We start from the raw sequence: 22,084 nt of genomic DNA on the forward strand, positions 1-22,084 counted from the left end.
CCACCTGGTGGTGACGGCCCTCGTGCCGTTCCCGCGACCGATCGTGGACGGCGCGGCGCGCGGTCGGGTCCTGTCGGACCTCTCAGCGTCTCCCGCCCCCCGGCGCGGTGACCTCAGTACCCCGTGGTGGTCGGCTCGGGGTAGTGCTTCTTGTACTTGCGGTAGAAGTTCTGGGTCATCGCCTCGACGACCAGTCGCCTCTTGATGCCCCCGTCCCGCGCGTACTTGAGCGGGTTGACGGCGTCGCCCCGGTCCTTGACGGCCTGCAGACGCCGGCGGAGGGCGGGGTCCAGGATGTACTTGAGCAGGAGCCGGAACGGGACGACCGAGTACAGGACCTCCTTGGTGGCCCGCACCGGCTCGATCGAGTTCCCCAGGACCCGGTCCTCGACCAGGACCCGCGCGACGTTCGCCCCGGCCGCGGTCACGTAGTAGTTGTTGCGGCCGATGCGCGGGTTCATCTCGAAGTACACGTGCTGCCCCGTGCGGGGGTCCAGCTTGTAGTCGAAGTTCGCGAACCCCGTGTACCCGACGCTGTCGAGGAACCGGCTCGCGGCCTCCATGGCGTCCTCGTAGGGCTCGGTGAGGATCGCCGCGGGGATGCCCAGCGTGCCGGGCGTGTGCTCCTCGAGCAGGACGCGCCCGGTCGCGAGGAGCGTGATCGCACCGTGGGAGTCACGGTAGGCGGTCAGCGAACGCATCTGGGTCTCGTCGCCGGGGATGAACTCCTGGACGAGGAACGTCCCGGCATACCCGGCCGTCACGAGGTGTCCGAGCAGCTCGTCGAGCTCGGCCCGCGAGTCCACGTGGTGGATCTTGCGCTTGCCCGGGAACGACACGTAGTGGTAGTCCGCGCTCGAGGAGGGCTTGGCGACCACGGGGAACGCCAGGTCGACGGGCAGCGACGGGATCGCCGCGAGCCCACCGTCCGCGACGAGCTTGGGCACGGAGACCGCGACCGTCCGCGGCGTCGGGATGCCCAGGCGGTCGCAGACCTCCGCGAAGCCCTCCTTGCTCGAGACCTGCTCGAGCACGTCGAGCGTGCAGTAGGACATGACGTACTTGTCCTCGAGCCGCGCCCTGTTCTCGACGAGCGAGCGCACGAACCAGTCGGCGTTCGTGAGCAGCACGAGGGTCTTGCCCGGGTGCTGGGCCGCGACGCGCTCGAGCGCCGCGACGAGCACCTCGGGGTCGTCGATGCCGGGGGTCACGACGTTGGTGACGAACGACGAGTCGGCCATGGCCCGCGTCGCGACGCTCGAGATCACGACGGCGTCGGTCCCGTACTGCTCGTGGAACGCGCGCACCATCGCGTAGACCCCGATGTCCCCGCCGACACCGACGGGCAGGAGGTCGGGAAGGGCGGTGCCCGTCATGCGTCGGTCTCGCTGCGGTCGCCCGACCACTCGGTGTGGAACACGCCGGGCTTGTCGACGCGCTGGTAGGTGTGCGCGCCGAAGAAGTCGCGCTGCGCCTGGATCAGCGCGGCGGGCAGACGCTCCGCACGGACGCCGTCGTAGTAGGCGAGCGACGACGAGAACGCGGGCGTGGGGACACCGTTGAGCGCGGCCTGCGCCACGATCCGGCGCCAGGACGAGACGCCCTCGCCGACGGTCCGCGTGAAGTACGGGTCGGCGAGCAGCAGCGGGAGGTTCTCGTCGCGCTCGTACGCCTCGGTGATGCGGTTGAGGAAGCGGGCCCGGATGATGCACCCGCCCCGCCAGATGCGGGCCATGGCCCCGCGGTCGATGTTCCAGCCGAACTCCTGGGACGCCGCGGCGATCTGGTCGAAGCCCTGCGAGTACGCGACGACCTTCGAGGAGTACAGCGCGCGGCGCACGTCCTCGACGAACGCGTCGCGGTCCGTGATCTCCCACTCGCCGGCGTCGGCGGGCAGCACGCCCACGGCCGCGGTGCGCTGCGGCACCGAGCCCGACAGCGCGCGGGCGAACGTCGCCTCGGCGATGCCCGTGATCGGGACGCCCAGGTCGAGGGCGTTCTGGACCGTCCAGCGGCCCGTGCCCTTCTGCTCCGCGCGGTCGAGGATGACGTCGACGAAGGCCTTGCCGGTCTCGGCGTCGACGTGCTGGAGCACGTCGGCCGTGATCTCGATGAGGAACGACTCGAGGTCGCCCTTGTTCCACTCGGCGAAGATCTCGCCGATCTCCTGCGCGGAGGCCCCGAGGCCCTGCTTCAGGAGGTCGTACGCCTCGGCGATGAGCTGCATGTCGGCGTACTCGATGCCGTTGTGCACCATCTTGACGAAGTGACCCGCGCCGTCCGGGCCGACGTACGTGCAGCAGGGCACGCCGTCGACCTTGGCCGAGATGTCCTCGAGGATCGGGCCGAGGGTCTCGTAGGACTCGGGGGCGCCGCCGGGCATGATGCTGGGGCCGTTGAGCGCGCCCTCCTCGCCGCCCGAGACGCCGGTGCCCACGTAGTGCAGGCCCTTCTCCTTGAGCTCGGCCTCACGGCGGCGCGTGTCGGGGAAGTGCGCGTTGCCGGCGTCGATGATGATGTCGCCCTGCTCGAGGAGCGGGACGAGCTCGGCGATCACCGCGTCGGTGGCGGCGCCGGCCTTGACCATGACGACGACCTTGCGGGGGCGCTCGAGCGACGCGACGAAGTCCGCCATCGACTCGGAGGGGATGAAATCGCCGTCGCTCCCGTGGTCCGCGATGAGCGACTGCGTCTTGGCGAAGGAGCGGTTGTGCACCGCGGTCGTGTAGCCGTGACGGGCGAAGTTGCGGGCCAGGTTGCGGCCCATGACCGCGAGTCCGGTGACGCCGATCTGTGCGCGGGCTGACATCTGCTGTGCTCCTCGGGGTAGGTGCGGGCACCGGCGAGCAGGAGTCCCGGTCGCCGGCGAGACGTGCCGGCGACGAGCGCCGGCGGACACTCAGGACAGCCTAGTCCGGCGATCACGATTCGATCTCCTCCGCGCGCCTTACCTCCAGGATGTGGACATCTGCTCGTACTGTGCCGCTGTGATCAAGTCCGGAGAAACCCCCGCACCGCCGGACTTCCTGCGCGCCCTGGAGTCGATCGGCCGCCGCCGGGTGCGCCCCGAGGTCAGGCTCCACGAGGTCACGGCGCCGAGCCGCATCGCCCCGTTCGCCCTGGCGCTCACGGGCGAGGTCGACGGCACCGACGCCGCGGGCGAGGCTCTCGCGAGCGGACGGTTCATCGTGCTGCACGACCCCGCGGGCCAGGAGTCGTGGCACGGGACGTTCCGGGTAGTGACGCTCGTGCGCGCGACCCTCGACCCCGAGCAGGCCACGGACCCGCTCCTCGGCGAGGTCGCCTGGACGTGGCTCGAGGAGGCGCTCGACCGATCGGGTGTCGACGCGCTCGCCGAGGGCGGCACCGTGACCCGGGTCCTGTCGGAGAGCTTCGGCGCCCTCGCAGGCCAGGCGAACGGCGTCGACCTCGAGATCCGGGCCTCCTGGACACCCACCTCGACCGACCTCGGACCACACCTCGACGCCTGGTCCACTCTGCTGTGCACGGCCGCCGGTCTGCCGCCTCTCCCGGACGGCGTGACGTCGTTGCGCTCGCGACGCAATACCGTGGGTCCATGAGCTCGGCCCACACCCCCTCGTTCTCGCACGCGCCCGACGGCCGCGACGGCACCCCTGCGGCTGCGGCCGCAGGCGCCCAGCCGGACGCGCCCGCGACGTCCGACACGTCTTCTGCACCCGCTGCGCCCGTCGCGCCTTCGGTGATCCCGCTCACCGAGCCCGCTGACGGCGTCGGTCCCGTGATCGACACCCCCGAGGCCTTCGCCGAGGTCGTCGCGGCGTTCGCCGCCGCGACGGGCCCCGTCGCGGCCGACGCCGAGCGCGCCTCGGGCTACCGGTACGGCCAGCGCACGTATCTCGTCCAGGTGCGCCGCGAGGGCGCCGGCACCGCGCTCATCGACCCCATCGGCGTCCCCGACCTCTCGCCGCTGCGCGAGGCCGTGGGCGACGCCGAGTGGATCCTGCACGCCGCCTCGCAGGACCTGCCCGGTTTCGCCGAGCAGAACCTGCACCCGGCCCGCATCTTCGACACCGAGCTCGCGGCCCGCCTGCTGGGCATGGAGCGCGTGGGGCTGGCCGCGGTCATCGCGGAGGTCCTCGGTCTCGGCCTCGCCAAGGAGCACTCGGCCGCGGACTGGTCGACGCGCCCGCTGCCCGAGGACTGGTTGCGCTACGCCGCGCTCGACGTCGAGGTGCTCATCCCGTTGCGCAGGATCCTGGGCGAGCGGCTCGAGGAGCAGGGCAAGGCCGAGTGGGCCGCGCAGGAGTTCGAGGCCGTGCGCACGGCTCCCCCGCCCCCGCCCCGCGAGGAGCCGTGGCGACGCACGTCGGGCGTGCACGCGCTGCGCAACCCGCGCAGCCTCGCGGTCGTGCGCAGCCTGTGGGAGGCGCGCGACGAGAACGCCCGTCGTCGGGACATCGCCCCGGGCCGGGTGCTGCCCGACCGTGCGATCGTCGCGGCGGCCCAGGCCATGCCGCGCTCGGTGCCGGAGCTCGTCAGGCTGCCCGCGTTCTCGGGCCGCAACACGGCCCGCCGCGCGGCGTCGTGGCAGCAGGCGATCGACAAGGCCCTGGCCCTGCCGCAGGACGCCCTGCCGAGCTCGCGCGGGCCGCGCAGCGACGCCCCGCCGCCTCCGCGTGCCTGGGCCGAGCGCGACCCCGAGGCCGCCCGCCGCCTGGAGACGGCGCGTGCGGTGGTGCAGCGCCTCTCGGACGAGCACGACGTCCCGATCGAGAACCTCCTGCAGCCCGACGCGCTGCGTCGCGTGTGCTGGACGCCGCCCGCACCGCTCGACGCCGAGCACGTCGCGCAGTTCCTGCGCGGGCGCGGTGCCCGCGAGTGGCAGGTCGGCCTCGTGGCCGAGCCCCTCGCGGCGGCCCTCGCGGATCCCGCGTCGGTCCCGCCTGCGGACCCGACGGACGGTGGCGCCCCCGAGTGACGCCCGGGCGACCGCGCGACGCGACGCCGTCGTCCGGCCCTTCCCCCCGCCGGTAAGGTCAGGGGCATGTTGTCCGAGTCCTCCTCCCTGACCGTCACGACGATCACCGACCGCACCGCATGGGACGAGCAGGTGCTCGCGATGGGCGGCCACCCGCTCCAGCTCTGGGGGTGGGGCGAGGTCAAGGGGGCCGGGGCCTGGACGCCTCGCCGCCTGCAGGTCGTGGGGCCCGACGGGACCGTGCTGGGCCTCGCCCAGGTGCTGGTCCGCTCGCTGCCCGCGCAGTTCAAGGCGCTGAGCTACGTCCCGCGCGGACCGGTCGTCATGCCCGACGGCGTCGGGTATCCCGCGACGCGCTCGGCCGTGACCGAGGCCGTGGTGCAGTGGTGCCGCAAGAACGTGGGCGGCGTGGGCATCACGCTCGAACCCGACTGGGACGCCGGGACCTCGCTCGAGCTCGACGGCGCGGTCCCCGCGGTCAACCCCGTGCTCTACCCGACGACGCTGATCCTCGACCTGCGCAGGACGCCTGACGAGCTCATGGCCGACATGGCGAAGAAGACCCGCCAGTACATCCGCAAGTCGGAGCGCGAGGACCTGGAGTTCCGCGCCGTGACGACGCGCGGCGAGCTCGGGGCATGCCTGCGCCTGTACCGCCAGACGGCCGAACGCGCGGGCTTCGGTCTGCACGAGGACTCGTACTACGAGCGAGTCTTCGACGAGCTGGGAGAGCACTCCCCCGTCTTCGCTGCCTTCGCGCGCTCGTCGGAGGGCGGCCCGCACGACCGGCCGGTCTCGTTCGTGTGGTTCGCGGCCTCGGCCCGGACGTCGTTCGAGCTGTACGGAGGGATGGACGAGGAGGGGCAGCGGCTGCGCGCCAACTACGGGCTCAAGTGGCACGCGATCAACGCGATGCGCGAGCGCGGCGTGGTGCGCTACGACGTCAACGGGCTCCTCAACGACGGCATCTCGACGTTTAAGCGCGGCTTCGCGAGCCACGAGGACGAGCTGGTCGGGAGCATCGACGTGCCGTTCTCCATGTGGTACACCGCCTGGAACAAGGGCCTGCCGACCGCCAAGAAGGTCGTGCGCAGGCTGCGCGGCGGGAGCTGAGGACAGCACCAGGCGCGCCCGCACGCCCCGGACCTCGCGAGACTGCGTATCGCCGCGCGCCCGCCCAGGCCCTCACGACGGACCCGTTCGAACCTCAGTGGTTGAGCGGGTCCGTTGCTCATCGTCGATACTCGGTCTCACAGTTTCGTGCATTTTCCTGGTACCGCGGGTAGCCTGTACCAACGCTGAGCGGTGACGCTCAGGGACACCGCCGTCCAGATCAGGAGAAGCCATGACTGTGGCCAGCAAGGGTTCGGGCTCGCGCCGGACCGTCCGCGACGTCGTCTTCGTCGAGGGGGTGCGCACGCCGTTCGGCAAGGCCCGTCCCGACGGCATCTACGCGAACACCCGTGCCGACGACCTCGCCGTGAAGGCCGTGCGCGAGCTGCTGCGCCGACGCCCCGAGCTCCCCGTCGAGCGGATCGACGAGGTCGCGCTCGCCGCGACGACCCAGACGGGCGACCAGGGCCTGACCCTCGGACGCAGCGTCGCCGTGCTGGCCGGCCTGCCGAAGTCCGTCCCGGGCTTTGCGATCGACCGCATGTGCGCGGGTGCCATGACCGCGGTCACCACGACCGCGTCGGCCATCGCGATCGGCGCGCAGGACGTGACGCTCGCGGGCGGCCTCGAGCACATGGGCCACCACCCCATGGGCGAGGGCGCGGACCCCAACCCGCGCTTCGTCGCCGAGAAGCTCGTCGACTCGACGGCCCTGGTCATGGGATCGACGGCCGAGAACCTGCACGACCGCTTCCCGCACCTGACCAAGGAGCGCGCGGACGCGTACGGCGTCGCGAGCCAGGCCAAGTACGCCAAGGCCCTCGCCAACGGCGACGTCACCCCGGACCTCGTCCCGGTCGCGCTGCGCGACCCGCAGCAGGGCTGGGGCCTGGCCACGGCCGACGAGCTGCCCCGCCCGGGCACGACCGTCGAGGACATCGCGAACCTCAAGACGCCCTTCCGCCCCGGCGGCAAGGTCACCGCGGGCAACGCGTCCCCGCTGACGGACGGCGCCGCGGTCGCGCTCCTCGCGGCGGGCGACGTCGCGGCCGAGCTCGGGCTGCCGGCCCGCATGCGCCTCGTGTCGTTCGCGTACGTGGGCGTCGACCCCGAGGTCATGGGCATCGGGCCCATCCCCTCGACCGAGAAGGCGCTGGCCCAGGCCGGGCTGAGCATCGAGGACATCGGCCTGTTCGAGATCAACGAGGCCTTCGCCGTACAGGTCTTGTCGTTCCTCGACCACTTCGGCCTGCCCGACGACGACGCGCGCGTCAACCAGTACGGCGGCGCGATCGCGGTGGGTCACCCCCTCGCGGCGTCGGGCGTACGCCTCATGACGCAGCTGGCGCGCCAGTTCGAGCAGCACCCCGAGGTCCGCTACGGCCTGACCACGATGTGCGTGGGCCTGGGGATGGGCGGCGCCGTGATCTGGGAGAACCCGCACCACGCCGACTACTCGGGCCACACGACCGACGAGACGAACGGGGAGAACTGACCCATGAGCACCCAGACGACAGCGCCTCGTGCCGAGCGCGTGACCCACTCCCTCGTCCGTGACGTCGAGCTGCCGGGCGGGGCGGGCACGCTCGCGCTCCTCACCCTCGACAACGGCCTCGACCACACCAAGCCCACGACGCTCGGGCCGGGCGGCATCGCCGAGCTCACGGCCGCCCTGACCGCGCTCCAGGCGCGCGCGGCGCGCGGCGAGATCGCGGCCGTCGCCGTCACGGGCAAGCCCTACTTCCTCGCGGCGGGCGCCGACCTCACGCAGGTCGCCACGGTGCGTACCCGCGACGAGGCGCTCGAGCTGGGCCGCGGCGGCCACGCCGCCTACCGCCTGCTGGGAGAGATGGGCGTCCCGACGTTCGCGTACATCAACGGCCTGGCCCTGGGCGGTGGCCTCGAGGTCGCGCTCAACTGCGACTACCGCACGGTCGCGACCGACGCCCCCGCGCTCGCGCTCCCCGAGGTCGGCCTCGGCCTGGTGCCGGGCTGGGGCGGCGCGTACATCGTGCCGCGCCTCGTGGGCATCGAGAAGGCCATGGACGTCGTCCTCACGCGCCCGAGCGCCAACAAGCCGTTCAAGGCTAAGGAGGCCTTCGAGATCGGACTGGCCGACGCGCTGTTCGAGGCACCGGACTTCCTCGAGTCCTCGATCCGCTGGACCGCCGACGTCGTGCGCGGCACCACGGTCGTCGAGCGCCGCGAGCTCGACCCCGCCCCGGTGTGGGACGCGGTCGTGGCCGGTGCGCGCAAGCAGCTCGACGCCGTCGTGCACGGGTCCCGGCCCGCGCCGTACCGGGCGCTCGACCTCCTGGCCGCGGCTCGCACCGCGACCAAGGACGAGGCCTTCGCGGCCGAGGACGAGGCCCTGGCGGACCTCATCATGTCCGACGAGATGCGCGCGAGCGTCTACGCGTTCCAGCTCGTCTCGCACGGCAAGCGCCCCGCGGGCGCCCCGGACCCGAAGCTCGCCCGCCCGGTCACCTCGGTCGGGATCGTGGGCGCGGGCCTCATGGCGGCCCAGCTCGCGCTGCTGTTCGCACAGCGCCTGGGCGTGCCCGTGACGATGCGCGACCTCGACGCCGAACGCGTGCAGCACGGGCTCGACTACGTCCGCACGACGGTCGAGAAGCTCGTCACGACGGGCCGCATGAGCAAGGACACGGGGGCCAAGGTCCTGTCCTCGGTCCACGGGACCACGGACATCACCGAGTTCTCGCGCTGCGACTTCGTGATCGAGGCCGTGACCGAGGTCCTGGGTCTCAAGAAGAAGGTCTTCGCGGAGCTCGAGGGCATCATCGGCCCCGACACGATCCTCGCGACCAACACCTCGGCCCTGTCGGTCACGGAGATGGCCGCGGACCTGGCGCACCCCGAGCGGGTCGTGGGGCTGCACTTCTTCAACCCCGTCGCGCAGATGCCGCTCGTCGAGGTCGTCCGGGCCGAGAAGACCTCGGACGAGGCCCTCGCGACGGCGTTCGCGGTCTCGAAGGCCCTGCGCAAGACCGCGGTGGGCGTCGCCGACCGCCCGGGCTTCGTGGTCAACCGCCTGCTCGTGCTGCTCCTGGGCAAGATCGTGGAGGCCGTCGAGAACGGCACCTCGGTCGAGGTCGCCGACCGCGCGCTGCGCCCGCTCGGCCTGCCCATGGGCCCGTTCGCGCTGTTCGACCTCGTGGGCCCCGCCGTGGGCCTGCACGTCCTGACCTCGCTGCGCGAGGACCTGGGTGACCGCTTCCCGTCCTCCCCCGGGCTCGAGAAGCTCGTGGCCGAGGGCACCAAGGTCGTCCTGCCGGCCCCGGCGCGCGGCATCCCCGCGAGCGTCGACCCGCCGATCCAGGCGTACTTCGGCACGGGTGAGGCCGGCGGTCCGGGCGCGCTCGACGAGGCGGGCGTGCTGGACGCGGTCCTGACCGCTCTCACGACGGAGATCGGCCACATGCTCGACGAGGGCGTCGTCCAGGGCCCCGAGCAGATCGACCTCTGCATGATCCTGGGTGCAGGCTGGCCGTTCCACGACGGCGGCATCACGCCATACCTGGACCGCACGGGGTACTCGGCGAAGGTCCTGGGCCGCCGTCTCCTGCCCGACGGCGTCGCGAACGTCCCGGCGCAGGTCGCCTGACGCGTCGCTCGCCTCTCGCACCGGACCCGAGGGTGGTCGGTCAGCTCCTCGGAGCGGGCCGACCACCCTCGGGTTCAGAATGGCCAGCAACCGATACCACGGGTGGTCATGTCTAGGGCAAGTGGCCCGATGATCGTCAAGAGCATCGCCAACCAGACAACGACATGTGCCATACTTCCCCGACAAGCATGCGACTCATCTGGGGAGTACGTTCGTTGGCACAGATAATTGAACGGGTTCAGGTAGCGAACTTCCGATCGATTCGAAGCATTGATATTGGGCCACTTTCCGAATACACACCTATCGTCGGTCTGAATTCCAGCGGAAAATCGAACATCTTCCGAGCGCTATCCGTCCTCTTCACCGACAGCATCGATGAAACGGGCGCCGCGATCGACCTTGGACGCGACTACTCGGGCTACTCTCCAAAAGGAAAGCGAAAAGAGATCTCAGTCGGCGTGGAATTAGCGCTCTCCGGCGAAGTTCACGTGCGAGGTCAGGATGACTTTCTCGACGAGCATGGAATCTCCGACAAAATCGGCATTCGTCGGACCTGGTTCCTTGAGGCGGGCCTGCCGTCAACGTCATCACGACTCGAGTTTGGGCCAGACCTCGACACCCTCCAAGACGCAGATACCCGAGCACAGGAGAACTCGGTACTAGCCTTTCTCCGCTCAGTCGATTTTCGCTATATCCCAAACCACGTCCGCCCTGTCGATGTCATGACAGGGTTGGTGGCTCCGGTGCGCAGGACGCTCATGTCCAGACTCCAAGGAACGCGCGAGTACCGCGAATCAGCGCCAGATACCGTAATGGGGGCGCTCGCACGGACAGCGAGTCGAATGTTCGACGAAGTCTCTAGCAGTGTCGCTGAGGGTATCCCCGGGCTCGCAATGCACCCGATGCTCCCTCACAATTTCGCTGACCTTGCGTTCGAGCTCCTAATCTCGACAATATCGGGAGACTCGGTCTCGCGGTCCCCAGAACTTGAGGGTTCGGGCGCCCAGTCATTCATGCTCCTTCACTTCTTGGACCTAGCGGACCGCGCCGCACGCAGTCAGAGTTTCGGTTGGGTTCAAGCCTCAGTCTGGGCATTTGAGGAACCTGAGAGTTACCTGCATTCTGGCCTCCGATTTAAGTACGCCGATGACCTCCGAGCGTATGCACGGGACAGTAGGCGTCAGATTCTACTCACGACACATGTGGACGAGTTTGTTTCCGTCGCCGATAACGCAGCCATGATGGAGATTTCTACCTCAAAGACCGAAGGGAGCAAAATCTCTCTCCTGTCGGCCCGAGATGCGATCCTCTCATCAAACCACCAGGCGATATCTGTATACCGCCACCCGCTTTCACAACGACCGGATGTTCCACTTGTGATCGTTGAAGGCTCGATCGATAAGGCATACTTCGAGCGTGCACTCATTGAGGCGGGCGTTAGGCCCCAATGGAGGATTGTCTGCGATGAGGATCTCGATCTCAAATCAGGCGGAGACAATGTCCTGACTTTCCTCAAGGCAAATGCTGCGGCAATCGCGAGCAGGCCGCTCACAGGTCCGATAATAGTCGTCCGAGACTGGGAAGCAACCGATTCGCGTCGATACAACGATGCGCTCACAGGGCACCCCCACTCTTCCTGCGTAACCACGCCCGTAGGCCTGGCGAATCCTGATCTTGGCGAGAAGTTTGTTGGCATTGAACGCTACCTTCCGACAGATGTAATTCTTGAGATTGTCCCGGGCAAGCACTTGAGTAGGACTCTAGAGGACTCTGTATTGCAGGCCGACCGGAACAAGCTGGAGAAGTACAAGGCGCGATTGAGGGATCACCTCCTCAGCTCTGACGATGCGGGCCCCCACCTACACAACTTGGCGATCTGGCTGGACCAGCAGGTCCAATCGGCGCTCCAACAGGTACCCGCCTCGGAGTTTCTGCGTGCGTAGCACGGATAGCGATGTTGAGTAGTTCGCCCACGCCTTCGTTCAAGACGCCCGACTCTTCACGCCCCACGCCCGCGCGGGCCCGAGAGGTCGTCGCCCAGGCCGACGAGGTCGCGGCGCTGCTCTCGGGTCTCGCCGGGGCGCCGGCCCGGTTCCGCGAGCACGTGCGCACCGCGTTCGGCTCCAGCCAGGAGGACAAGGTCCTGGGCGAGCTCTCGGCGATCGGGGTCGAGCGGCTGCGCGAGGTCAGCGGTGAGCGACTGCGCGTCGGTCGCCTGGTCGACGGGGGCATCACGACCGTCGGAGCCGTGCTGCGCGCGGGACCCGCCGGGCTCGAACGGCTGCCCGGGATCGGCCCGCAGACCGCGACGCACTGTCTCGCGGCCGCGGCGCAGATCGCCCACGCCGTCCAGGAGACCCTGCGGTTCCGGATCGACGACGCCCCCGGCGACCCGTTCACGACCGGCCTCGTCCAGGCCCTCGCGGGCCTCGATGCGGCACGCACGGCCGCCACGGTCCACCGACAGGTGATCGTCACGTTCCTCGAGGGGCACACCGAGCACCGGGTCGCGGCCCAGGAGGCGACCCGCGCGGTCCGGACCTTCTTCTCGCTGCCCGCGCGGCGCCGTCGGGCAGCGGACGCCGTGCGCGACCTCGCGCGGCTGGTCGCCGACGCCGAGCGGTCCGGGGCCGTCGCGGCCGCCGAGCGCGTCGCCGCCCTCGACGCCGCGCCCGTCGACGCCTTCGAGGCGTGGACGGACTTCCGGGCGCGCTCGGCGGCGTACTACGCGCTGCTGGACGACGTCGTGGACATCGGGCGCGACCTCGGGGCCACCGAGGGCCACCTGCCGCCCGACCTCCTCGCCCGGGTGAACGACCAGCCGCTCGACCAGTCCCTCCTGACCGCCTCGCTGCGCGGGTACCAGGCGTTCGGGGCGCGCTACGCCCTCGCCCAGCGGCGCACGATCCTGGGCGACGAGATGGGCCTCGGCAAGACCGTGCAGGCCATCGCCGCGATGGCGCACCTCGCCGTGGGCGGCGCGACGCACTTCCTCGTGGTGTGCCCCGCGAGCGTCATGACGAGCTGGGTGCGCGAGGTCGGGCGGCACAGCACGCTGCGCTCGCTCGACGTCCACGGCCCCGAGCGTGCCGAGGAGGCCGCGCAGTGGGCGCGCGAAGGGGGTGTGGCCGTGACGACGTTCGAGCAGGTCGGGCTCCTACCTCTCGACCTGCCCACGCCCGCGATGCTCGTGGTCGACGAGGCGCACTACGTCAAGAACCCCGAGGCCAAGCGGTCGCAGGCCGTCGCCGCCTGGGCCAGGCGCACCGGGCACGTGCTGTTCCTGACCGGCACCGTCATGGAGAACCGCGTCGAGGAGTTCCGACGCCTCGTGGCCTACCTCCAGCCCGACGTCGCCGAGCAGGTCAGCGCCGCGCACGGCGCCGCGGGAGCCGAGAGGTTCCGGCTCGCCGTGGCCCCCGTGTACCTCCGGCGCAACCAGGAGGACGTGCTCGAGGAGCTGCCCGAGCTCGTCCAGGTCGAGGAGTGGGAGACGTTCGGCCCGGCCGACGGCGCCGCCTACCGCGCCGCGGTGCGCGAGGGCAGCTTCATGGCCATGCGCCGGGCCGCGTACGCCGTCGACCACCCCGAGGACTCCGCCAAGGTGCGCCGGCTCGTCGAGCTCGTCGAGGAGGCCACGGGGAACGGCCGCAAGGTCGTGGTGTTCACGTACTTCCGCGACGTCGTCGACCTCGTGGTGCGCGCGCTGGGCGACCTCGCGGCCGGGCCGCTCACGGGGTCCGTGGGGGCCAGCGCCCGCCAGACCATCCTCGACGACTTCACGGCCTCGCCCGTGCCCCGCGCGCTCGTGAGCCAGATCGACGTGGGCGGGGTCGGCGTCAACCTCCAGGCGGCCTCGGTCGTCATCCTGTGCGAGCCGCAGGTCAAGCCCACGACCGAGGCCCAGGCCGTCGCACGCGCCCACCGCATGGGCCAGGTGCGCACCGTGCAGGTCCACCGGCTGCTCGTCGCCGACACGGTCGACGAGCGCATGGTCGAGATCCTCGGCACCAAGGCCCGGCTGTTCGACGCCTACGCGCGACGCAGCGTCCTGGCCGACGCGCTGCCGGGCGCGGTCGACGTGTCGGAGGCACGGCTCGCGCAGACGATCGTCGCGGCCGAGCAGGCGCGGTGGCTGGGCGGGGAGCCGGTCGTGGGTGGCGGCGGTGCGACGGTCGCCCAGGGGATCGTGGCGGACGGCGAGGTGCGGGACGCCGAGGTGCAGGACGCGCTGGTCGACGCGCCGCGGGGCGACGGCGACGCCGACCTGTGACGACGTCCCGCCGGTCAGGCGCCGCACAGGTCCGTGGAGTCATGCGCGTGGACACTCTGGACCAGATCCTCGGGCGACTCGTCGGTTGCGAGCTCGCGTCGGTGCAGTTCGTCCGGGACTACGTGCAGCTGCGGTTCGAACCGTCGTCGGGGCCAGACGAACCCGTCCTGACGTGCAACGCGCCGCCCGTCGTCGAGCAGGACGGCCGTCGACTCTCCGACGGCGACGGAGGGTGGGCGGACGCGCTGCGCGCGCTCATCGGCCAGACGGTGATCGGGACGGACGCGACGACGGGGATCGGGATCCACTTCGAGAGCGGCCCGCTGCGGATGTCGCCGACCCGGGGACGAGCTGACCGGGCCGGAGATCGCGCTCCTCACCGGTTTCGAGGACGGCGTCTGGATGGTCTGGCGACACGGCGAGCCGCCGTTCGAGGACGGCTGAAGGTCCCAGCCCGCACGGAAGACGCCGGCCGGGCCGCTACAGTCGGCCGCATGCCGCTCCCCGACGACGTCGCCCAGCTCCTGCGAGATCGCCCCGCAGAGGAGATCTGGCTGTCCGTGCTGCCTCCCGCGACCGGGTTCGACGCCGTCGCGCGCGCCACGGGCCTCACCCCGATCGGCAGAGGCTGGGTGGAGGTCGGGGCCGACGGCGCACGCCAGCTGCTGACCACCCTGCTGCGGATCGGCATCGCGTATGCCGACGAGATCATGCCCGAGCATCGTGCACGACGGCTCGCCGAGGAGTTCATCGGCTCCTTCGGTGAGCGCGGGGCCCGGTACGCGACCAACTGCGCACCCTCGGAGGAGTTCCTCCAGTACTTCGGCGGCTCAGCGCTCGGGCACGCCCCCGAGGATGCGACTCCTCCCACTGACCCCTGGTTCGGCTCGCTGTTCGAGTCCGACGGCTGGAACCCCGCGACGGAGTACACCTTCGACACGGGTCTCGTGGTGCTGGGCGAGTCGAGCTCGGGGTGCTACTGGGTAGCCGAGGAGGACTAGCCGTAGTGCGGGACCGCCGCGGCGGTCTCGGCCCTACCCCGCCACGTCGGCGGTCTTGAGGTCGTCGACGAACGCCTGGAACTCGTCGAGCTCGTCCGGGCAGTAGACCTCGATGATGAGCAGCTGGCCCTGGACCACGCGGCTGTCGGCGATGACGGGCCGGGCGCCCGGTCCCGTCGCCCCGTTCGCGAGCTGCGCGAGCAGGGTCGCCCGGCTCAGCGCCTCGTTGGGGTTGGCGCAGGTCGCACCGCCGTCGTCGCCGAGGACGCGCACGACCTGGTCCTTGTCGGGGGTGCGCACCCCGGCGTCCTCGAGGGCCGCGATCAGCTCGTCCGCCTTCTCCGACGCGCGGGCCGACTCCCTGACGGTCGTGAACGCGAGGATCCCCCACACGACCATCGCGACGAGGATCACGCACGCGCCGACGTAGATCCACCGACGCTCGTGCCGAGGCTGGTTCTCCGCCGACGTGCTCATGAGGCCACCTCCGTCGCCTCGGCCTGCTTCCAGGCCGGCTTGCGGAACCGGTAGAACAGGAACGGGACGAACAGGCCCAGCCCCAGGGCCCCGCCGCCCACGACGAGGAAGTAGACCAGCGGGCTGCCGGAGGAGAACTGGGAGGGCGGGACGAACCCGACCAGCAGCGCCGCCAGAGAGGCCGCGAAGCCCACGCCGCACAGGCTCACGAGCATCGGGGCCCGGAACCCGCGCGGGTGGTCGGGCTGACGTCGGCGCAGGTTGATCGCGGCCACGAACATCAACAGGTACATGATCAGGTACACCTGCGTCGTGATGACGGAGAAGATCCAGTAGGCACTCGAGACGTCGGGGATCAGCGCGTAGGCGAGGCCGATCACCGTGGTCACGATGCCCTGGACGACCAGGATGTTCTGCTGGACACCGTTCTTGTTGAGCCGCTGCAGGAACGGTGGGAGGTACCCCTCCTGGCGGGAGATGAGCAGCAGGCCCTTGGACGGACCGGCGAGCCACGTGAGCATGCCACCGAGAGAGGCCGTGACGAGCATGATGCCCACGACGGGCGTCAGCCACTGCCACCCGAAGTTGGCGAACACCGCGTCGAAGGCCTGCATCACACCGGCCGTGAGCGAGAGCTCCTCGGCGGGCACGATCCAGCTGATGGCCAGCGCGGGAAGGATGAAGATCGCCAGCACCATCCCCATCGCGAGGAACATCGACTTCGGGAACTGCTTGGCGGGGTCCTTCAGCGACGACACGTGGACCGCGTTCATCTCCATGCCGGAGTAGGACAGGAAGTTGTTGACGATGAGGACGAGGCTCGAGAGCCCGGCCCAGGCCGGCAGGAGGTTGTCGGCCGTCATGGGTGCCGCGGACTCGTTCCCCTGACCCAGGAAGACGACACCGAGGGTCACGAGCACGACCCCGGGGATCAGGGTCCCGATGATGAGCCCGCCGCTCGCGAGGCCGGCGACGCCCTTGGTGCCGCGCGAGGAGACCCAGACCCCGGACCAGTAGACGACGATGATCACGGCCGCCGTCCACACCCCGCTGCTGGCGAGAGCGGGATTGATGACGTACGCGAGCGTGCTCGCGACGAACCCGAGCAGGCTCGGGTAGTAGAAGATCGTCATGGCGAACTGGCACCACACCGCGAGGAAGCCCATGGGCTTCGAGATGCCCTCGGAGACCCACTTGTAGATGCCGCCCGTCCACCCGGAGGCGAGCTCTGCGGACACCAGCGAGGTCGGCAGCAGGAAGACGACCGCGGGCAGCAGGTAGAGGAACACGCAGGCCAGGCCGTAGACGGCCATCGTGGGCGCAGCGCGCAGGCTCGCGACCGAGCTGGTGGTCATCATCGCCAGCGCGACCCAGGAGATCCACTGGGTGTTCGTCGCGCGGGTGCGGGCGGCCGGGACTGCCGCCGCGCCGTCGACGGGGACGTCGGCGGGGACGTCGGCGGCGCTCATCGCGCGTCCTGCGGGAGTGCTTGCGTGGTCATCACTGCCTCCGTCGACGTCGTCGGTCAGGCCTTGGTTCGAGTGTGCCGCCCGAGGAACCGGGCGCACGTCATCCAGATCGAGTGAACCGCACCGCCCCGCGAGGGAGCGCTCAGCCCCGGTCTGAGCCGATTTGTCCCGCGGTCGCCGAGGTCGGCAGCGTGAAGGAGACCGAGGCGGCCGCCGCGGCGGCGTCGTCGAGCGTGCCCTTCGTCGCACGGTGGCGCCCGATCACGACCGCCATGAGCACGCCGAGGAAGCTGAAGATGGCCATCATCCACGCGGCGGCCGCCAGTCCCCCCGCCAGTGCCTCGCTCTGCGCGGCCCCGTCAGCGGTCCGGTTGGCGATCACGTTGCCGTAGATGGTGGCTGCCAGCGCCGTCGCGACCGCAGCGCCGACGTACCGGGCCATGTTGGAGATCCCTGAGGCCCCACCGACCTGGTTCTCCGGCACCGCGGCCGTGGCGGCCGCCGACGCAGGACCGTTGGACAGGCCCATGCCGACCGCGATAGCGACCAACGGCAGCAGGAACGCGGTGTACACCCAGGACTCGTTCACGAGGCCCACGACCACGAAGCCGGCCGTCGTCAGCGCGAAGCCCAAGCCGATCGTCTGCCGACCGCCGATCTTCGCCGCGAGCCGCGGCACGAGCGGGGCGACCACCACGAGACCCACGGTGGCCGGGAGCGTCGCGAGCCCCGCCTGGAGCGGGCTGAAGCCCAGCGTGGCGGGGTCCTGGAAGTACAGGCTCAGGAGGTACATCAGGCCGTTGATCGTGCCCGCCCCGATGAGGATCGCGACGGTCGACCCGACGAGGACCCGGTTGCGCAGCAGGGCGAGGTCCACGAGCGGGACCGCGACCCGCCCTTCGACGACGACGAACGCGACGGCCGCCCCGACGGAGATCGCGAAGCACCCCAGCGTGGCCACCGAGAACCAGCCCCAGTCGCCGCTCTTGGTCACGCCCAGGATGAGGGGCGTCAGCGTCAGCGCGATGAGCACGGTGCCCGCGTAGTCGATCGTCCTCGGTCGGTCCGGGTCCCTCGACTCGGCCACGGTCAACACCGTCAGCACCATGCACAGGACCGCGATCCCTGCGTCGATCCAGAACAGCCCCTGCCACCCCGTGACGTCGACGAGCACGCCGCCGACCAACGGCCCGGCCGCAGCCCCCACGGCCGCCGCAGCGCCCCACAGCGAGACGGCGCGTAGCTGTGCGTCGCCCGAGTTCGCGACCGACAGGAGGCTGAGCCCGCACGCGAGGATCGTCGCCCCCGCCGCGCCCTGGATCACGCGACCGGCGATGACCATGCCCCCCGACCCGGCCAGCGCGATCATGATGCACGACGCGACGAACAGCAGCAGCCCGAGCTGGAAGACCCTCCGCCGGCCGAAGACGTCGCCCAACGAGCCCGAGGTGACGATGACCGCCGCCCCGACGAGCGAGTAGCCCGTCACCGCCCACTGCAGCGTGGTCACCGACGTTCCGGTGTCCTCGGAGATCGCCGGGAGCAGGATGCTGACCGCCGAGGTGTTCGCGTTCACCACCAACGTGGAGATGCAGGTCGCCGCGAGCACCCCGCCCGCCTTGGCTCCGACCTGTCCATCGACCTGCGCAGCGTCGCTCATCGCACTGCCCTTTCCCGTGACGGGCTCGGGGCGGGTACCCCTGACACACGGTAGGGCAGATGGCCGCTGCGCTCCTGTCGAGAGCGCGCGTGCTCCCCAGGCGGCAGGCGCGGTGCGCTAGTCCTCCCAGCCCATGCGGAGCACCTCGAACGCGGTGGCGTGCTCGACGTCCATGCGAGCGCCGCCCGCCCGGGACATGGTCGCGAGGAACTCGGCCGGGTCGAAGTGCTCCCACCCGAGACCGGCGATGTAGGCGGCGTGGGCACGGAGCGAGGCCACGCCCGCGTCGAACGTCCCGGTCACGTCGACGCCGTGGGCCGCGTCGGGAGACCCTGCGACCCAGACCTGCCGCACGCCGCCCCACGGCTCCAGGCCCGCCTCGACCTGGTCGTGGAAGACCCAGCGGTTGCCTGCGTCGCGCACGGCGTCCACGACGGCGCGGCCCGTCGCGATGTGGTCGGCCTGGTTGAGCATCCCGCCCGGGAAGGTCTCGCGGTAGTTGCCCGTGATGACGACCTCGGGGCGGTGACGACGGATCGCCGCCGCGACGGCCGACCGCAGCGGCAGCCCGTACTCGAGCACGCCGTCGGGCAGGCCGAGGAACTCGACCTCGTCCACGCCCACGATCGCGGCCGACGCGACCTGTTCGGCCTCGCGCACGGCGCGCGCCTCGTCGGGGGCGAGGCCGTCGATCCCGGCCTCGCCGCTCGTGACCATGGCGTAGACCACGGTCTTGCCCTGCCCGGTCCAGCGGGCGACGGCCGCGGCCGCACCGAACTCCATGTCGTCCGGGTGGGCCACGACCGCGAGCGCCCGGGTCCAGTCCTCGGTCAGCGGGGTCAGGGGTGTCTGAGGTGGGAGGTCCATGCCTCCCACGGTATGCCCGGGCGCCGCGAGCGGAGGGGTCAGCGGATCGCCGCGACCGCCTCGACCTCGACGAGCTGGTCGTCGTAGCCGAGCGCGGCGACGCCGAGGAGCGTGCTCGGCGGGTCGTGCGGGGCGAGCGTGTCGCGCACGACCTCCCACGCGGCCACGAGGTCGTCCTGCGAGGCCGAGGCGACGTACACGGTCGTCTTGACGAGGTCCCCGAAGGTCGCGCCTGCGTCCTCGAGCGAGACCGCGAGGTTCGCCATGCTCTGGGCGGCCTGCGCCCGCACGTCCCCGACGCCCACGGTCGCGCCGTCCGCGTCGAGCGGACACGCGCCTGCGGCGTAGACGAGCCGCGCGCCCGACGGGACGACGGCCGAGTACGCGTACTCGGCGACGTCGGACAGGCGGGGGCTGCGCACGAGCCGTGCGACGGGGGTCGACGGCTCAGCGCTGGACGGAGCGGCGGGGGCAGCAGGCACGGGTTCTCCTCGGGGTCGGTGGGGTGTTCCTCGATCCTCCGTCATCCGGACACCAGGATCCAGGCATTTCGGGCTCGCACCGCGCCCCACGGTGCGCGATAGCGTGGCTCGCATGACGTCGAACGGTTCCCCGGTCACGCACCACACCACCGCGATTCTTCACGACGGGAGCACCATCCCCGTCGAGGTCACGGGGACGGGCCCCGCCGTCGTGCTCCCGGTCAACCCGGTCCCGGCCGCGGGGCCGCAGGCCGACGAGCTCCGCAGGTGGGGCGTCGACCCTGCGCTGGGCCGGACCCTGGTCGACGCCCTCTCCCCCACGTTCCGCGTGGCCGCAGCCGACTACGAGGGCCACCGCATGGCTCACCCGGCCCCCGACACGCTGACTCCGGAGAACGTCGCGGCCGACCTCCTTGCGATCGCCGACGCCGCAGGCGCCGAGACCTTCGCGTACTACGGGTACTCGTGGCTCGCGCTGAGCGGCCTCCAGCTCGCGCTGCGCACGAGGCGCCTGAGCGCGCTCGTCATGGGCGGCTTCCCCCCGCGGGGTGGGCCGTACGCGGGCATGCTCGCGGTCACGCGCGCGACGCATGCCATGACGGCCGGTGCCGACGGAGCGCCGGTCGAGCCCCGGGACGGCCCGACGACGCAGCGCGAGGCGAGCGACGTCGTCGGGCAGGAGGAGCGTGCGCAGGCGCCGGACGACGCGGCCACGGCCGCGCAGGACGCGGAGGACTTCGACTGGGACGCGTTCGACATGACGCTCGGCGAGGGCCAGGCGCGCCAGTTCGTGACCCTGTACGAGGCGCTCGACGGGTTCGACGACCGGGCCGCGCTGGACCAGGTGACGTGTCCGCGACTCGCGTTCGCCGGGACGGCCGACGAGATCGAGTACGGCGAGAAGTGGGGCGGGGTGCACGTGAGCATCGGCGGCGCGCTCGCCGCGCACGCCGACGAGCTGCGCACCGCGGGCTGGGACGTGCGCCTGCTCGACGGCCTGGACCACACCCGGGCCATGCAGCCGGACGCGGTGCTGCCGGTGCTGGGCCCGTGGCTGACCGCCGCGCTCACCCGGACATGACGAACGGCCCCCGGATCACAGGATCCAGGGGCCGCGGCTCGTCGTTCAGGGCCGGGCGGCCGGTCAGTAGACCGTGAGCCCCTTCGCCCGGAACTGGTCGCGCACGCGGTCGACCAGCTCGACGTCGGGCGCCGGGGTGTCGGTGAGCTCGTACTCGCGCCCGAGCGTCTCCCACTTGTCCCGGCCCATCTGGTGGAAGGGCAGGACCTCGACCCGGGTGACCGTGCCGGGCCGGATCTCGTTGAGCGAGGCCGCGTAGTCCGCGACGACGTCGACGTGCTCGGCCTGGTCGGTCAGGCCCGGGACCAGCACGTAGCGGATCCAGACCTCGACCGGGTGCTCGGCCGTGACGCCGCCGGGCAGGCCCGACTCGGCGAGCCGTCGCCCGAACGTCAGCGTGGGCTCCAGGGCACGCCCCGTGACCTTCTCGTAGGTCTCGGGGTCGCCCGACTTGACGTCGAGGAGCACCAGGTCGGTGTCCGCGAGCATCTCGTCGCTCAGGTTCGCCCCGAGGAAGCCCGAGGTGTCGAGCGTGGTGTGCACACCCATCTCCTTGGCGCCCCGCAGGATGCGCGCGGCGAACGCGGGCTGCATGAGCACCTCGCCGCCCGAGAGCGTCAGCCCGCCCTTGGTGGCGCGAAAGACCGGCAGGTACCGCTTGACGCGGGCCAGCAGCTCGTCGGCCGTGACCGGCTCCCCGTCCTTCATCTGCAGGGTGTCGGGGTTGTGGCAGTACAGGCACCGCAGCGGGCACCCGTTGAGGAACACCGTCAGGCGCGTGCCCGGACCGTCCACCGCGGTCACGAGCTCCCATGAGTGGACGGAGCCCAGCTCGCCCGAGCGCATCATCGCGAGCTTGTCGTGCCGGTCGAGGTCCTCGGCCGTCGAGAGGCCGGAGACCCCGGCCCCCGTCCGGCGGCGGGGGGCCTCCGGTGCGTCCAGGTCGCTGTCGTGACCCAGGCCGTCACCGGAGGTCCGCCACGGCAGCGGAGCCGAGGCGACCCCGTCGACCCCGTAGCGGGCGGCGGCACGCGCGGGCACCTGGCCTGCTGCGGGCGTCGAGAGAGTCGTCATGA

At 71.1% G+C, this 22,084-nt stretch carries 17 protein-coding genes; 9 read left to right on the plus strand and 8 right to left on the minus strand.

What is annotated here, in order from left to right; genetic code table 11:
• Positions 1 to 113 precede the first annotated feature (113 nt).
• Together ACZDYF_RS07165 and gndA are read right to left on the minus strand one after the other, a co-directional pair.
• Positions 114 to 1,376 (minus strand): carboxylate--amine ligase, encoded by a 1,263-nt coding sequence (locus ACZDYF_RS07165; RefSeq protein WP_191792074.1) that lies wholly within the window; start codon positions 1,374 to 1,376, stop codon positions 114 to 116.
• The gene (gndA, locus tag ACZDYF_RS07170) at positions 1,373 to 2,809 is read right to left on the minus strand and encodes an NADP-dependent phosphogluconate dehydrogenase (RefSeq protein ID WP_191792073.1); all 1,437 of its coding nucleotides are present in this window, start codon (positions 2,807 to 2,809) and stop codon (positions 1,373 to 1,375) included. Before gndA ends, ACZDYF_RS07165 begins: the two co-directional genes overlap by 4 nt.
• A 178-nt stretch (positions 2,810 to 2,987) precedes the next feature.
• On the opposite strand from gndA, the gene ACZDYF_RS07175 reads away from it, so the two are divergent.
• The 8 genes from ACZDYF_RS07175 (at position 2,988) to ACZDYF_RS07210 (ending at position 14,972) form a co-directional block, all read left to right on the plus strand.
• Positions 2,988 to 3,581, plus strand: a complete 594-nt coding sequence (locus tag ACZDYF_RS07175) for a DUF3000 domain-containing protein (RefSeq protein ID WP_318243829.1) — start codon at positions 2,988 to 2,990, stop codon at positions 3,579 to 3,581.
• Positions 3,578 to 4,960, plus strand: a complete 1,383-nt coding sequence (locus ACZDYF_RS07180; RefSeq protein ID WP_475055045.1) for an HRDC domain-containing protein — start codon at positions 3,578 to 3,580, stop codon at positions 4,958 to 4,960. The genes ACZDYF_RS07175 and ACZDYF_RS07180 overlap by 4 nt, the downstream gene beginning before the upstream one ends.
• A gap of 66 nt (positions 4,961 to 5,026) precedes the next feature.
• Positions 5,027 to 6,073, plus strand: a complete 1,047-nt coding sequence (locus ACZDYF_RS07185; protein ID WP_475055047.1) for a lipid II:glycine glycyltransferase FemX — start codon at positions 5,027 to 5,029, stop codon at positions 6,071 to 6,073.
• Between the two features lie 232 nt (positions 6,074 to 6,305).
• Positions 6,306 to 7,568, plus strand: coding sequence for a thiolase family protein (locus ACZDYF_RS07190; RefSeq protein ID WP_475055049.1), 1,263 nt, complete (start codon positions 6,306 to 6,308; stop codon positions 7,566 to 7,568).
• A gap of 3 nt (positions 7,569 to 7,571) precedes the next feature.
• A complete protein-coding gene (locus ACZDYF_RS07195) occupies positions 7,572 to 9,698 on the plus strand; it encodes a 3-hydroxyacyl-CoA dehydrogenase NAD-binding domain-containing protein (protein ID WP_475055050.1) in 2,127 nt (708 codons plus the stop codon).
• 188 nt (positions 9,699 to 9,886) lie between these two features.
• Entirely contained in the window at positions 9,887 to 11,641 is a 1,755-nt protein-coding gene (locus ACZDYF_RS07200; protein WP_475055052.1) for an AAA family ATPase, read from the plus strand.
• 14 nt (positions 11,642 to 11,655) lie between these two features.
• Entirely contained in the window at positions 11,656 to 13,971 is a 2,316-nt protein-coding gene (locus ACZDYF_RS07205) for a DEAD/DEAH box helicase (protein ID WP_475055055.1), read from the plus strand.
• A gap of 494 nt (positions 13,972 to 14,465) precedes the next feature.
• A complete protein-coding gene (locus tag ACZDYF_RS07210) occupies positions 14,466 to 14,972 on the plus strand; it encodes a hypothetical protein (protein ID WP_475055058.1) in 507 nt (168 codons plus the stop codon).
• 33 nt (positions 14,973 to 15,005) lie between these two features.
• Here ACZDYF_RS07210 and ACZDYF_RS07215 read toward each other — a convergent pair whose 3' ends face one another.
• The 5 genes from ACZDYF_RS07215 to ACZDYF_RS07235 all read right to left on the minus strand — a co-directional run bounded on the left by ACZDYF_RS07215 (position 15,006) and on the right by ACZDYF_RS07235 (position 19,927).
• A complete protein-coding gene (locus tag ACZDYF_RS07215; protein ID WP_475055059.1) occupies positions 15,006 to 15,449 on the minus strand; it encodes a hypothetical protein in 444 nt (147 codons plus the stop codon).
• Positions 15,446 to 16,918, minus strand: a complete 1,473-nt coding sequence (gadC, locus tag ACZDYF_RS07220; protein WP_475055061.1) for a glutamate/gamma-aminobutyrate antiporter GadC — start codon at positions 16,916 to 16,918, stop codon at positions 15,446 to 15,448. The genes ACZDYF_RS07215 and gadC overlap by 4 nt, the downstream gene beginning before the upstream one ends.
• A gap of 142 nt (positions 16,919 to 17,060) precedes the next feature.
• On the minus strand, positions 17,061 to 18,578 hold the full coding sequence (locus tag ACZDYF_RS07225) for an MFS transporter (RefSeq protein ID WP_475055064.1): 1,518 nt from the start codon (positions 18,576 to 18,578) through the stop codon (positions 17,061 to 17,063).
• Between the two features lie 117 nt (positions 18,579 to 18,695).
• On the minus strand, positions 18,696 to 19,445 hold the full coding sequence (locus tag ACZDYF_RS07230) for a PIG-L deacetylase family protein (RefSeq protein WP_191792063.1): 750 nt from the start codon (positions 19,443 to 19,445) through the stop codon (positions 18,696 to 18,698).
• A gap of 38 nt (positions 19,446 to 19,483) precedes the next feature.
• On the minus strand, positions 19,484 to 19,927 hold the full coding sequence (locus tag ACZDYF_RS07235; protein WP_475055067.1) for a RidA family protein: 444 nt from the start codon (positions 19,925 to 19,927) through the stop codon (positions 19,484 to 19,486).
• Positions 19,928 to 20,039: 112 nt separating this feature from the next.
• Between ACZDYF_RS07235 and ACZDYF_RS07240 the strand changes: the two genes are divergently transcribed.
• Positions 20,040 to 21,008: an alpha/beta hydrolase gene (locus tag ACZDYF_RS07240; protein WP_475055069.1), complete on the plus strand. Its 969-nt coding sequence runs from the start codon at positions 20,040 to 20,042 to the stop codon at positions 21,006 to 21,008.
• Positions 21,009 to 21,071: 63 nt separating this feature from the next.
• On the opposite strand, the gene pflA is transcribed toward ACZDYF_RS07240, so the two are convergent.
• A complete protein-coding gene (pflA, locus tag ACZDYF_RS07245) occupies positions 21,072 to 22,082 on the minus strand; it encodes a pyruvate formate-lyase-activating protein (RefSeq protein ID WP_191792060.1) in 1,011 nt (336 codons plus the stop codon).
• Positions 22,083 to 22,084 lie beyond the last annotated feature (2 nt).

Source organism: Oerskovia sp. PE-21s, from assembly GCF_056158145.1.